We start from the raw sequence: 13,678 nt of genomic DNA, 5'->3' as shown, positions 1-13,678 counted from the left end.
CAACGCCGCCCAACGCCGCCTCGTATCAGGACACCGCCTACCAAGATTCCGCGAGGGGCGGCGTGACGGATTGACGGCGGATCAGCTTGCGAGCGGGCAGCCGCCATCGGCCAGCGAACGCCACGCCTGGTCCGGCGGGATGACGGCGCGGATGTGGTAGTAGTCCCACGGGTACTTGCTTTCTTCCGGTTTTTTCACCTCGCAAAGGAACGCCTGGCTCATCACGCGCCCATCGGCGCGGATGGACGCGCCTTGCAGCACGTCGTCATCCAGCTTGTGCGCCTTCATCCATTTGACGGCGGCGGCGCCGGATTTCTTCGCCTCCGCCGGGCCGAGCGCCTTTACCGCCTTCATATAGTGCAGCGTCGCCGAATAGTTCGATGCCTGGCTCATGTTCGGCGGCGCGTTGCCCATCGCCGTCCAGACGCGCTTGGCAAAGGCGCGGCTGCGGTCGTCACGGTCCCAGTAATACACGTTGGTGAGTTGCAGCCCCCGCGCGACGCGCAGGCCAAGGCCATGCACATCGTTGATGAACATCACGAACGCCGCGAGCTTCTGGCCGCGTTCCACGACGCCGAACTCGGCGGCCTGCTTGATGACGTTGATGAGGTCGGCGCCGGCTTCGGCCAGTCCGATGACCTTGGCGCCCGAAGCCTGTGCCTGCACCAGCATGGACGAGAAATCGGTATTGGGAAAAGGCACGGCGAGGCTGCCGAGGACCTTGCCGCCATGGCGGGTCACGACGGTCGTCAGATCCTCCTTCATCTGCTTGCCGAACGCATAGTCGGCGAACAGGATGAACCAGCTATCGCCCCCCTGCTTCACGACCGCCGAGCCGGTGACGTTGGCCGTCATATACGTATCGTAGCCGAAATGCAGCGTGTTCGGCGAGCAGGACTTCCCCGTCAGTTCCGAGGTCGCGACGTTGCACGCCAGCATCACCTTGTCGCGTTCGCGCGCGAGCTTGGCAAGCGCGAGGGCGACTCCGGAACCCTGAACATCGGTGATGACGTCCACGCCCTGGTCGAACCATTCTCGGGCAATGGCAAGGCCGATATCCGGCTTGTTCTGATGGTCGGCCGCGAGCACCTCGACATTGAGGCCATTTTGCGTGGCGAAGTCGGCAACGGCCTGCTTGACGCAGACGACGGATCCAAGGCCGCCGACGTCGCGGTATACGCCCGACTGGTCGTTGATCACGCCGATGCGGATGACGGGACCGGATTGAGCGCGGACACGGCGCGTTCCGGCGACGGTCGCGAGCGTGGCCGTGGCGCCGAGCGCGGCGCGGCGGGTAAGCATGGACGGTTCCCTCCAAATGTTATTACCGATTCTACAAATTGGTCCGCGGCCCGCGCAAGCTCGATCTTCCCCCATGCCATTTCGGACGTGACCATTCCTGTCAGTCCGGGATCGTATCGGGATTCTCCCGGCCGGCGTGGCGTTTCACGCGTTGCGGGTCTTTCCCGACGCCATCGCGTCCACCGGACGCACGCGCCGGGCGATCATCGTCGCCGCCACGATGTGCCGCTCGCTCCGGCCGGTGTGGCGCATCACCTCCAGTTCCATGCCCGCCTGGCGCAGCAGCGCGCCAAGGTCGCGGCCGAAGTCGGTGTAGACGAGTGACAAACCGCCGCCGCCGGAGCCGTGATAGACGGGCGGCAGCAGATACCGGTCCTCGGGCCCCGACGTATCGACCCGAGCGCGCGTGACCTCGGGCACCGGGATCAGGAAAGGGATGGAGAATATATGCGCCCCGCCCGGCCGCAGAATCCTGGCGATCTCCTGAAACGCCGCCATCGGCTTGCGGACGTGCTCCATGATGTCCGATGTGACAACGAGGTCGAAGCTGGCATCCGCGAACGACGTTGCCATCAGGTCCTGGCAGACCAGGCCGTCGCGCTCCGTGCCGCTGGGCAGGCCGGGGATGTACTGGGAGCGGCAATAGGTGCCGGACTGTGACAGATAACGCCGCAGCGGACCGGTCTTGCCCGGTTCGAAGATCGCCAGTGGTTTCAGCGCACCACGCGCGGCAAGGTCCGCCAAGGTTGGATACTGCCCGCCTCCGACGACGTACAGCAGCGCATCGGCCTGACCACGATACCGCAGGACCGCTCGGCATCGTCCGCACGCCAATGTCTCACGCTCCGACGCCACGGTGCGCCGGAACAGGCCCGACCAGCCACAGAGGCTGCAGATACCCGGAACCTGGTATCGGTCGAACCCTTCCTCCGACGCCGTGCCGATCAGGGCGGCAATCATCGGGTTGGGCAAAGACGGGGGGACAGCGTCGTCAGGCGGGGTGGCCGGCGCATCCCCTTTCAGGATGGCCGTGCCGGAATCGCGGCCATCCGTCACCGTAACGGGATCCATATCGTCGCCGTGCAGGGTCAGCACGCAGTCACGCGCGCCATAGGCGCCCTGAAGGCGCAGGACCGGAGAGGTCGGCGCGCCGTTGACGAAAACCTCGAATTTGAGCGCATGCACATTGGTCAGCATGACGCCGTACTCGGCGCTGCCGGCAACCCACACACTGCCTGACAGGCCGGTCAACGGTTGCTCGCGCTGCCCGATCACGGTCAAGCCGCGCAGGCAGTCCCTGGCATGGACGCGCAGCTCGCCCCGCTGCGCCGCCCGCTCGTTGCCACGAATTGTAACAGCGCTGCCGGAGGTGTCCGCGACATCGACCCGAAGCAAAAAATCGTTGCAATCTTCCACGATCACGGCGGATGCCCGATGGGCCCGGCCGATGCCCCGGCAGACGGCACCGATCCGGACGCCGGCGCAGCTTCGGATGACGACGGCCTCGGCACCCAGTTCCGCGGCGGCGACACCTTCAAGTAACAGATCGCGGCAATCCTCGGCCTGCATGCCCCGGCCCTGGCTGTTCAACAGGGCCAGATTCGTCACGCGCAGACCGGCGGCGTCCCTGGCATGAAGAAGCGGCGCGCCGCGATGGCGCTGCGAGCCCAGTATCAGGTTGTCAAGTGAGCAATCGTCGGCCTGAACCCTCAGGCCGGCATTCGGCCCGATGAAAATCAGGCAGGCGGGATTGTCGGCCGCCCCCTGAAGCGATACCGAACAATCCAGAACCAGGCTTTGTTCCAGATAAAAAACGCCCCCTCCGATCGGGATTGTACTGCCCAGCGCGGCATGTTTCACCGCATCAAGGAGAATCTCGGAATTTTCGACAATATCCGGCGCAGGCGGCATCGTTCAGTAAAGCCTGCGGTAGGCTCGCCGGTGCTCGCGGCCACGGTATCCGAGTGGCACACGCTCAAAATGCGGATCATCATCCAGCAGCAGGCTGCAGATCATCTCCACATGCGAAAGTTCGATTTGTTCCTCTGTATAGTGTTGCCGGATGGTCGGATTGACCGATGGACGCATGGTCGGTGATACGGCGATGGTCCAGTCATAATCGTCCATCAGCAGAAAGCCGCCCGGTTTCAACAGGGCCTTGGCGCAAACGGTCGCCAGCGCATCGTGATGCCAGACATGCGCGCCATCCAGGTAGATGAAATCAAAAAGCGCCGCCGGACCGGATGCGCGCCGGCGCCGCAACAGCATCGCGAGGGTCCATCCGTAACTATCATGGGTCGCCCGGGAATTGCCGAAGGTCCGTATATTGGTATAACCGGCGGCGGCGAGATCCGCGGCAAGCTCGGTGACCCTGTCCTCGAAATCGAAGAACCAGGCCTCTCCCCGATGATCCAGCAGGGAGCACAGCGCCATGGATGTCGCGCCAATGCCAATGCCGATCTCGGCGATGACCGGGGCGGGTTCCCGTTCCAGGATCTGCGTCGTCAGCGCGACCGCCTGCGCACTGGGTTGGGAGATCGCCTTGAAGCGAGGATCAGTCAAACGTTCCAGCATCGCCCCGACCGTATGGTACCGTCATCGGCACTCGACGTGCCACCGACCGGGCGCGGTGGCAAGCAATCATGGGCCGCCGGCGCCAGCACCGCGCCGCGGCATCCGCGAACACCGTTCCGGACACGGCGGCGGCAAGCCCGTCCGGTGGCACGGAACAAGAATAAACGGCCTGACTGACATGGTGGTGTTTTCAACTGAATGTTTTCTCCCGTAAGGTAATCGCGATGCCGAACCATGAAGCGGGGCGCCCGCCGCGCGACCGCCAAATCCTTCGATCATGAGCGAGAGCGTCGCATCCGCGCCGGTGCGGCCGCGAATCGCGCTCTATGGCACATTTGATGTGCTGAACTACGGCGATCTGCTGTTCCCGCACCTGGTTGCGAATGCGCTGGACCCGGCGCTGCACGACTGTATCGCGGTTTCTCCCACGCGCGCGGAGCTGCCCTGGCGGGACACGGTGCCGACACGCGCCGTCGCCGACGCGCTCCGGCTCGATGCGCGGCTGCATCTGATCGGTGGCGGCAACATCGTCCATGTTCGGGAAACGCCGCTGCCCGCTTATGACAACGCGCAATTCGGTCGCGCCGGAGCCTATCCGTCGCTATGGCTGGGAGCGGCATTGATCGCGGCACAGGGCGGCGCGCGCCTGGCCTGGAATGCGCCCGGCGTGCCGGCGCCGATCGACGACCCGATCGTCGGGGGCCTGCGCGATCTGGTCCTGGCGGCGAGCGACTATGTCAGCCTGCGGGACTCGGCCAGCATCAGATTTCTCGGTGCGGCATCGCCACAAACCGGCGCGGAGCCGGCGGTTGTACCCGATCCGGCCCTGGACATCGCGCGTGTTTGGCCCGCCCCCGCCCTGCGCGCGCACGCGCGTCATGCCTTCGAGCGTCATGGGATGGACATGCCCTCGGCCTGGCTGGTGTTCCATTTGAACGATCGCTACTGGGACGGCGAGCCAGCCCAGGCCGCACATATCGTCTCGGCAATCACCAGGGCCTTGAACGCGACACCGGTTCTGGTGGCGATCGGACCCTGCCACGGCGATGACGCCTTCGCTCGGCGCGTCGGCGAGACGATGCCGGCGGGCGCGATGGTCGTCGACGACCCGGTCGGACTGAAGGAAATCGCGGCTCTGATCGCGTACGCGGAAGGCTATGTCGGCTCCTCGCTGCATGGGCTGATCACCGCCCTCTCCTACGGCCGGCCCGGCGTCGCGGTGGCGCGGCCGCATATGGTGAAATTCGCCGGATTCCTCTCGCAACTTGGGATGTCGGAACGATTTGTGACCAGGTGGGAAGATGCCCGCACGGCCGCACCCCGCCTGTTGCAACCGCTTACCCCAGTCGAAATCTCCGCCATCACGCGGGCACAGGATCGGATCGCCGGGCATTGGCGCCGGTTGCGCGGGTTGATGACCGGCAGTCCGGGCCCCGCTGGGCAACAGGGCCGAGCCCGTCTGGCGCAATGGATGGCGGATGCCGAAGCCGGCGCGGGCGCCAGGGACTGGCGCGCGTTCACAAGGGTCCTGGCTGGACAACCGGCGTCGGCGGACACCGGAAGCGCGGCCGTGCCCTGCAACATCTGCGGCGGGGCCGGCCTGCGGCCCGGACCCGTTTCGCTGCCGGACATCGTCGGCGGCGGGGCTGTTTGCGCCGGATGCGGAGCCTCGGCGCGGCACCGCGCCATGCGCGTGCTGTTCGATGTGCTTCGCAAGCGGGGTGAGCCGAAACAGAGCTGTATCCGTTTCTGTGAGGACCGGGTCCTCGCCGGCGGCTGGTTCGCCGACATACGGGACTGCGACGCGACGGTCGCGGCGCCGGAGCAGGAGCTGCCCATCGGGTCCGCCGACATCGTCGCGTGCATCGACATGCTGGAACGGGCTCCCGACGCCAAACGCCTGCTGAGCGCGATGTTTCGCGCCACGCGCGCCGACGGGTTCCTGTTCCTCGCGCTGCGCAATGTCCCCGGCTATGCGCGAACCCTCGACTGGGGCTTTCCGCGCGGCGACCGCATGAATGAGTTCCGGAAGTTCGGTGCCGACGTGGAAGAAATCATCCACGCCGCCGTGCCCGACGCGCGGATCGTCGTGGCTGAGCCCGCGGACCCGGTCACCGGCGTCCGCACGCGCGCCTTTCTGCTGGCGCACACGCCGCGGACGCTGTCGCCACTGGACCAGACGGACACCCCGTTGCGCGCCATCGCGATCCCGGTGCCGACTCCATGAGCGCCGTCGTCACCAGCACCGCCATCACTACAAATGCATTGGCTTGGGAGACGCTGGCGCCCGGGCGGACCCACGGTCCGGCCGCCGAGGCCGCGGCGCTGCGCGCGCTGCTGGCCGCGCCCGATGCGCCGGACCTGACCGACCGCATCGCCATCGCGCGCCAGCGTTGGCCGGACGACCTGGGGATTCAACTGGCTCAAGGCGGCTGGCTGGAGCGGATCGGTCAGCCGGATGCCGCCGAAGCCTGCTACCGCGCCGCCTTGGATCGGCATCCCGCCAATCCCTGGCCAGACGTCCGTCTGGCCGAACTGTTCCTGCGGCAGCGTCGGGGCATGGAGGCCGCGGCGCTGGTGGCAACCCGTATCTGGTCCGGAACCGCGCCGGAGGCGACGCGGATCAGCCTGCTGTCTCGCGCCCTGCTGGCGCATCGTGAAACCGCCGCGCGCCGGGACTTCCTGTCGAGCCTGCTGCGGGGCGTGCCGGATGACCGGTTCGTGCTGTTGAAGCTGGCCGCGTTGCGTTTCCGCGCGCGTGACCGGCAGGAGGCGGAAAGACTGTTCGCCGCCGCGCGGGAACTGGGACCGCTGCCGATGGAAAGCCAGTTGCTGGAGCTGGAACTGCATCTGGTCGCCGCGCGGTTCGAGGAGGCGTATCGGCTGGCGTGCGCGCTGCACGCTCGGTCACCGGAACGGCCGGACTTCGCGCGGCGGGCGATCCAGGCGGCGCATTTCAGCGGCCGCGTGCCGGAGATGGTTGCCCTGCTGGAATCGGCCTTGCGACGCTGGCCGCGCGACTGGCTGCTGGTGTTTCGGTACAACCGCTGCACGATCCCCTTCACGGCGGATCGGGAGCTGTACGATATCCTGGCCGAACAAGCCGCCGCGACGGCGGGCGATGAACGCTGGCAGTTCCAGTTCGCCGTCGCCGGCCTGCGGCATGGCGACGTCGCGCGGGCAACGGCCATCATCGATGCCGTGTCCCCGGCCGGGCCGGTCGCCGGGATGGCGATGCCGTTGCGGGCGACGCTGAATGCCTATCCGCCCGGGACGTGGAACAACCCGCGCGGGGTCAGCAACGATCCGGCGAAAGACATGCAGGTCGTCGGCACGCCGAACGCCATCGCCACGGTCATCGTTCTGGCGGGGGTCCAAGGCGGTCTGGGTTATCTGCCGTTCAGCCTGACCGACGGGCTGCTGATGCGGCGCCCGATCAATGTCATCTATCTGCGCGACCTGAACAGCCGCGCCTTCACCAGCGGGGTGCGGCGGTTCGGGCCCGACCAGGCGGCCATGATCACCGGTCTTCAGACCCTCTGCGGCTCGCTGGGCGTCCCCGTTGTCACCATGGGGGCTTCCGTCGGCGGTGTCGCCGCGATCCGGACCGCGGCCTTGATGCGGGCCCATGCGGCGATCTCGTTCGCGGGGGATATCCGATACGGCGCGGATGCCGGCGACGACGGTTTGGCCCCCGCCTCCGCCGGCGCGCGGACCGCAATGTTCTCGACCTTCACCGAGGCGGAATTCGACATTGTCGCGCTGATCAGGTCGGCCCCCCGCACGCGCGTCCATCAATGCTTCGGCGCGGATTATGCGCCCGACAGGGAAGCCGCGGCCCTGCTGCGCGACGTGCCGAACGCGGTGCTGCATCCCGTGCCCGGCTGCGCCGACCATTTCGCCATCGAGCATATGATCGCCAATGGCAGGTTCTTCACGGTGCTGGACCAGGCGATCGCCACGCCGGCGCCGCCGTGACCGCGCCCGCGCCCATCCTGGTCACCGGCATGTTCGACATGGACAATTTCGGTGACCTGCTGTTCCCCCTGCTGGCAAGCCGGCGGCTGGCGCTTGCCGGGCTGGAGGCGGTGGCCGTGGCGCCCAGCAACAGCCGGCCCGGTTTCGCGGATGCCATGGAACCGCGCGCGGCGGCCGACATGCTGACCGGTGCCTGCCCGGCCGCTGGCATCCTGATCGGCGGCGGGTACATGATTCACACCAGCCCGCTGAGTTTCCTCGATCGCTACCGCGGCGCGGAGGCCGCGTCCTGGGGCGGGCCCGGCCTGTGGATCGGCGCGACGCTGGCGGCGGCGCTGCATGACGTGCCGATCGCCTGGAACGCGCCTGGCGTGCCACACCCTTTCTCCGCCCGGCAGCGCCCCGTCGTTCATGCCGCCTTGCGCGCCGCGTCCCATGTGGCGGTGCGGGATCATGCCAGCCGCCGGCTGCTGGGGGCCTCCGATGTGCCGGTTTCCGTCGTGCCCGATCCGGTGGCGGACCTGCCGCTGCTATGGCCGCGTCGCATGCTGACGGATGTGTTTCACGGGCTGCTGCGGCGCAAGCGGATGGCGGGCGACACGCGGCTGCTGGCGATCCATGTGCGCAACCGCTCGATCGCGGGAGAGAGCCCGGCCAGGATCGCCGCCGCGCTGGAGACATTCGCGGCGGAGCGGGGCCTGGTTCCGATGCTGCTCGCGGTGGGGGAAAGCCATGACGATCCCGCGGTCGCGAGGCTGCTGGCCGGTTCGTTCACCGCGCCGCACCTGCTGCTGGACGATCCCATGGAGCTGCGGGAGGTCGCCGCCGCCCTGGCCCATAGTGCCTTGTATGTCGGTGCCTCCCTGCACGGCTACATGGTGGCGGCGGCCTATGGCGTACCGGGAATTCTCGTCGGCCGGCCCGCCTACCACAAGTTCGCTGGCTTCCTGGATCACATCGGCCGGCCGCAGGACCTGGCGCCGGACTGGTGGAAAGCCCTCACGGCCGCGGCGACCCGTCGGAACGGCACCGGGTTTCCCGCCTCCGTCGCGGTCGCCCTGGACCGGCATTGGCATGCCGTCATCGCGGCGTTCCGCGCCCCGGCTCAGCGGCGTGCCGAGCGCGCCGCCTTCATGCGGGATCTGCTTCGGGCGGGAGTGCTGCGCGACGGTCCCGGCTGGGCCATGCAACCCGTGGTCAGCCGCCTTGGAGCCAGTAGCCCTGGGGTCAGTAGCCCTGGGGTCAGTAGCCCTGGGGTCAGCCGTCATGCCGCGCTGGACGGGTTGCCACGCGATCAAGGAGGACAACTGGATGGCCGAACGCCTGCCGTGTGACCAAGCCGTGCTGCGGAACTGGATGGTGGACTATATCGGGTCCGTCCTCTCGCCACCGGATGGCGTGCCGACCGACAGCACGTTCGATACCTATGGCTTCGATTCGGTCGAAGCCGTGGTCATGGCCGGTGTCATGGAGGAGGAGTTCGGCGTCCCGGTCGATCCGATCCAGCTCTTCGAATATCCCAGCATCGATGCCTTCTCGGCGGCCTTCGCGCGGGATGGCACTCCCCTGCCAGCGGCGGAGCAACCGGCCCCGTGACGGATCCCGCCGTATCCCTGGTGGTGGTCTGCCATGAGATGGCGCGTGAGCTGCCGCGCACCATCCGGTCGCTGACGGCGCCATACCAGAACCGGCGGGTCCCCGGCGAACGCGAGATCATCATCGTCGACAACGGCTCCGCCTGTCCGCCAACGGCGGAACAGTTCGCGGCGCTGGACGCGGAACCGCGCATCCTGTGCTTGCCGGACGCGACCGTTTCACCGGTCGCCGCGGTGAACGCCGGGCTGGCCGCGGCGCGCGGATCGCTGATCGGCGTCTGGATCGATGGGGCGCGCCTGGCATCGCCCGGCCTTGTCGATGCGTGCCTGGCCGCCGCGGCGCTGCATCCGCGACCGGTCATCGCCACGCTGAACTATCAGCTTGGCCCGGCCCTGCAATTCGACAGCGCGCGCCGCGGGTACGACCAGGCCGCCGAGGACAGGCTGCTGGCCAGCATCGGCTGGCCGACGGACGGATACCGGCTGTTCGATGTCGCGGTGTCGGAACTGCGGGGCGGTCCCGCTGGCCCGATCCTGGAATCCAACGCGCTGTTCCTGCCGCGTGCCCTATGGGATGAGCTGGGCGGATACGATCCGGCCTTCATCGAACCGGGGGGCGGGTTGGGCAACGCCGACGCCTTCCTGCGCGCCTGCGCGCTGCCGGACGTGCAACTGATCCGTATCCTGGGGGAAGGCACGTTCCACCAGTTCCACGGGGGCCTCTCCACCAGTGCGCCGGAGCGCGCGATGCAGACGCTGCAACAGGGGACCCGCGCCTATCTCCGCCGGCGCGGCCGGCCCCCCAACCCGTTGCGCACCCAGGGCTGGCTGTTCGACGCCCGCGCCAGCCGCGTGATTGACCGGCCATGAGCGGCCCGTCGCCGACGTCGGATGGACCTGGGAGGTTGAACGACGCGGCGCGCGCCCGCTATGCGCGCGATGGTTTCCTGTCGCCGTTACCCGTGATGAGCGAGGTCGAGATGGCACGGCGCCTCGACTGGTTGACAGACATCGAGGCCCGCGGTGCCGGACGGCTTCCGCCGGTCCAGAACATCAAGGCGCATCTCCTGATCCCGTTCCTGTGGGACCTCGTGCACGATCCGCGCATCCTCGATCCCGTAGAGGATCTCCTCGGCCCGGACCTGCTGTGCTGGGCGGCCGGCTTCTTCGACAAGCGCCCTGGCGAGCCGCAGCATGTGCCATGGCACCAGGACGCGACCTATTGGGGCCTTTCCGCCCCCGAGGCCGTGACCGCCTGGGTCGCCTTCACGCCATCCGTGCCCGAAAACGGCTGCATGCGGGTCAGCCCGGGCACGCACCACACGATCCTGCCCCATGCGGACACCGGCGACCGGACGGCGATGCTGCCGGGGCGGGAGACCGTGCTGGCCAAGGTGGATGAGGCGACGGCGGTGGATGTCGTGCTGCGTCCGGGGCAGATGTCACTGCATCACGTCCTGCTGGTGCACGGTTCGTCGCCGAACCATTCAGGCCAGCGGCGGTGCGGCCTGGCCATCCGCTACATCCCCGCCCACCTGACATCGCGGGCCGGATGGCGCGCCACCGCGACGCTGGTGCGGGGACGCGATCATGGTCATTTCGATCTGGAACAGCGGCCCGACGCGCCATTCGACCCGGCGGCGACCCGCCGCTATGGCGGGATCGTGCGCAGCTGGATGCGCGGTGTCTTCGACGGCATGGCCCATGCCGAACGGGCCAACGGGAGTGGCGGCCGGTGACTCGGGCGGTTTCCGTCCCGGCCGCGCCGTTGCTGCTGGACGCCGTCGCCACCCATGCGCGGGAGCGCCCGGACGCGGTGGCGATCCGTTTCCTGGAACGCGGCGAGGATGTCACGTCCGAGGCGACGTATGCGGACCTCGTCACCCAGGCCGAGGCCGTGGCGTCGGTCCTGCTGGATCGCGGCTGTGCCGGCCGGCCTGTCATCCTGGCGCTACGGCCCGGCATCGGTTTCGTCGCCACCCTCCTCGGCTGTCTGCGCGCCGGCGTGATCGCGGTGCCGGTGCCGTTTCCGCCGGCGGGCGAAGGTCGCCAGCGTCTGGTGACAGTGCTGAATGAGCTGCGCGGCGCAGCCGCCGTCACCGATGACGCCGCGGCGATCGGTGCCCTATCCGATGAATCGCGGTTGATCCTGTCCCTGACGGCGATGCCGCGGCGGAACACCACGGACCTGCCGGCGATGCCCGCGGCGGACGCGCCGGCGGTCATCCAGTATAGCTCGGGCTCCACCCGAGCGCCGCGCGGCATCGTGCTCAGCCACGGCAATATCGCCAGCAATCTCGCGATGGTGCGGGAGGTCTTCGGCACGGATACGGGGACGGTCGGCGTCAACTGGTTGCCGCCGCATCACGACATGGGCCTGTTCGGGGCGATCCTGCAACCGCTATACGCGGGCGGCCTCGGCGTCCTGATGCCTCCCTTCGCCTTCATTCAGAAGCCGGTGCGCTGGCTACGCGCGATCGACCGGCATCGTGGCGATATCGGTGGCGGCCCGAATTTCGGCTATGAGCTGTGCGTGCGCCGCGTCAGGCCACAGGACGCGCCTGGCCTGGACCTGTCGAGCTGGACAATCGCCTTTTGCGGCGCCGAACCGATCCGCGCCGCCAGCTTGCAAGGCTTTGCCGATCATTTCGCGCCGGCGCGGTTCGACCCCAGGGCGATCCTGCCGTGCTACGGACTCGCGGAGGCCACGCTGCTGGCGACCTCGGCCCGTCCCGGCACCGGACTGCGACAGGTGCCCGTGGCGTCCCGCCCGACGCATGGGCCGCGTCCACGGGTGTCCTGCGGCGAACCGCCTATGGGTTGCCATGTCAGCATCCATGATCCCGAGACCGGGGTGGCACTGCCCCTCGGCGCGGCCGGCGAGATTTGCGTCGCGGGTCCGCATGTCGCGGTCGGTGAATGGTGCGCCGAGACCGGGCGGATCACCGCGCTGTCGGCCGCCCTGCCCGACAACGGTCGCCGCCTGCTCCGCACCGGCGATATCGGCGCCCTGACCGCGGCGGGCCTCGTGGTGATCGACCGCATGAAGGACATCCTGTTCCTGCACGGGCGCAACCTCCACGCCGCGGATATCGAGCAGGCCGCGATCGCCGCGACGGGTCAGGCGTTGATGGCCGTGGCGGCCTTCGCGGCCGGCGAGCCGGACCAGGAGATCCTGGTGCTGCTGGGGGAGATCGCCACCGCCGATCGCCAGGGCCGCGACCTGGCCAGGCTGTCGCGCGACATCGCCGCGGCGGTCGGACAGGAATGCGGTGTCGTGCCGCGCACCGGCTTTCTGCCCCATGGCGCGCTGCCCCGCACCACCAGTGGCAAGATCCGGCGCCAGGCCGCCCGGCGAGCCTATGCGGCCGGCACATTGCATCTCCTGGCCACGGTGGAGGCCTGAATGGGCAAGCGGCTGAGCGAGACGGAGATCACCGCTTTCCACCGCGATGGCATGCTCTTTCCGTTGCGGGTCCTGACCCCCGAAGCCGCGGCGGAACGCCGACAATGGCTTGAGGCGATGGAGGCAGAACGCGCCGGCCGGATTCCGCCCTCGCTCAACGCCAAGATCCACCTGCTGGTCCCATGGCTGTGGGAGCTGGTGCATCACCCGGCGATCCTGGACCCGGTGGAGGACCTGCTGGGGCCCGACCTGCTGTGCTGGGGAACGAGCTTCATCATCAAGAATGCCCGTGACCCGCGCTATGTCACCTGGCACCAGGATCAGACGCATTGGAGCCTGACGGAGCCGCGCGCCGTGACGGCCTGGCTCGCCCTCTCATCCAGTGGCCCGGCGAACGGCGGCATGCGGATGATACCGGGCAGCAACCACCAGGTGCTGGCGCATCGCGATAATGGCGACCGGCTCAATATGCTTGGCCGCCGCGAGGAGGTCATCGTCCAGGTGGATGAGCGTGCGGCGGTGGACGTGACACTGGGGCCCGGCGAAATGTCGTTGCACGATCCGCTGATCGTGCATGGTTCGCCGGCCAATCCCTCGGATGAGCGGCGGATCGGTTTCGCGATCCGTTACATTCCGGCGCATGTCGCGCAGCGGAACGGCCAGGTGAACACGGCGACCTGGGTCCGCGGGCGTGATCACGGTCATTTCATCGCGGAACACCGGCCGGAAGCGCCCTTCCATCCGGACGCGCTGCGCCGGCACGCCCAGGCCCTGCGCCAGGGCATGGCCGTGATCTTCGGCAAGCGGAGCGAGAGGTGACGCG

11 protein-coding genes are annotated in these 13,678 nt (G+C 68.3%); 8 read left to right on the top strand and 3 right to left on the bottom strand.

Annotation, left to right across the window (positions count from 1 at the left end; all coding sequences use genetic code 11):
* Window positions 1-81: 81 nt before the first annotated feature.
* From VHC04_RS19120 to VHC04_RS19110, 3 genes are all read right to left on the bottom strand, one after another.
* Entirely contained in the window at window positions 82-1,302 is a 1,221-nt protein-coding gene (locus tag VHC04_RS19120; RefSeq protein WP_325684267.1) for an ABC transporter substrate-binding protein, read from the bottom strand.
* Between the two features lie 144 nt (window positions 1,303-1,446).
* Window positions 1,447-3,213: a class I SAM-dependent methyltransferase gene (locus tag VHC04_RS19115; RefSeq protein WP_325684265.1), complete on the bottom strand. Its 1,767-nt coding sequence runs from the start codon at window positions 3,211-3,213 to the stop codon at window positions 1,447-1,449.
* A 3-nt stretch (window positions 3,214-3,216) separates the two neighbouring features.
* Window positions 3,217-3,876 carry a class I SAM-dependent methyltransferase gene (locus VHC04_RS19110; RefSeq protein ID WP_325684263.1) on the bottom strand — a complete coding sequence of 220 codons (660 nt, stop codon included), beginning with the start codon at window positions 3,874-3,876 and terminating at the stop codon, window positions 3,217-3,219.
* A 277-nt stretch (window positions 3,877-4,153) separates the two neighbouring features.
* On the opposite strand from VHC04_RS19110, the gene VHC04_RS19105 reads away from it, so the two are divergent.
* From VHC04_RS19105 to VHC04_RS19070, 8 genes are read left to right on the top strand one after another with little or no spacing between them, the layout of a single operon-like run.
* Window positions 4,154-6,103 (top strand): polysaccharide pyruvyl transferase family protein, encoded by a 1,950-nt coding sequence (locus tag VHC04_RS19105; RefSeq protein ID WP_325684261.1) that lies wholly within the window; start codon window positions 4,154-4,156, stop codon window positions 6,101-6,103.
* The gene (locus tag VHC04_RS19100) at window positions 6,100-7,854 is read left to right on the top strand and encodes a tetratricopeptide repeat protein (protein WP_325684260.1); all 1,755 of its coding nucleotides are present in this window, start codon (window positions 6,100-6,102) and stop codon (window positions 7,852-7,854) included. Before VHC04_RS19105 ends, VHC04_RS19100 begins: the two co-directional genes overlap by 4 nt.
* Window positions 7,851-9,188 (top strand): polysaccharide pyruvyl transferase family protein, encoded by a 1,338-nt coding sequence (locus VHC04_RS19095; protein WP_325684258.1) that lies wholly within the window; start codon window positions 7,851-7,853, stop codon window positions 9,186-9,188. The genes VHC04_RS19100 and VHC04_RS19095 overlap by 4 nt, the downstream gene beginning before the upstream one ends.
* The gene (locus VHC04_RS19090) at window positions 9,166-9,450 is read left to right on the top strand and encodes an acyl carrier protein (protein WP_325684256.1); all 285 of its coding nucleotides are present in this window, start codon (window positions 9,166-9,168) and stop codon (window positions 9,448-9,450) included. Before VHC04_RS19095 ends, VHC04_RS19090 begins: the two co-directional genes overlap by 23 nt.
* On the top strand, window positions 9,447-10,319 hold the full coding sequence (locus tag VHC04_RS19085; protein ID WP_325684254.1) for a glycosyltransferase: 873 nt from the start codon (window positions 9,447-9,449) through the stop codon (window positions 10,317-10,319). The genes VHC04_RS19090 and VHC04_RS19085 overlap by 4 nt, the downstream gene beginning before the upstream one ends.
* A complete protein-coding gene (locus VHC04_RS19080) occupies window positions 10,316-11,188 on the top strand; it encodes a phytanoyl-CoA dioxygenase family protein (RefSeq protein WP_325684252.1) in 873 nt (290 codons plus the stop codon). Before VHC04_RS19085 ends, VHC04_RS19080 begins: the two co-directional genes overlap by 4 nt.
* The gene (locus tag VHC04_RS19075; RefSeq protein ID WP_325684250.1) at window positions 11,185-12,855 is read left to right on the top strand and encodes an AMP-binding protein; all 1,671 of its coding nucleotides are present in this window, start codon (window positions 11,185-11,187) and stop codon (window positions 12,853-12,855) included. Before VHC04_RS19080 ends, VHC04_RS19075 begins: the two co-directional genes overlap by 4 nt.
* Window positions 12,856-13,674, top strand: coding sequence for a phytanoyl-CoA dioxygenase family protein (locus tag VHC04_RS19070; RefSeq protein WP_325684246.1), 819 nt, complete (start codon window positions 12,856-12,858; stop codon window positions 13,672-13,674).
* Window positions 13,675-13,678: the final 4 nt, after the last annotated feature.

The sequence above is a fragment of the Rhodopila sp. genome, assembly GCF_035548095.1.
GTDB lineage: Bacteria > Pseudomonadota > Alphaproteobacteria > Acetobacterales > Acetobacteraceae > Rhodopila.
This window is presented reverse-complemented; position numbering and strand designations above follow the sequence as displayed.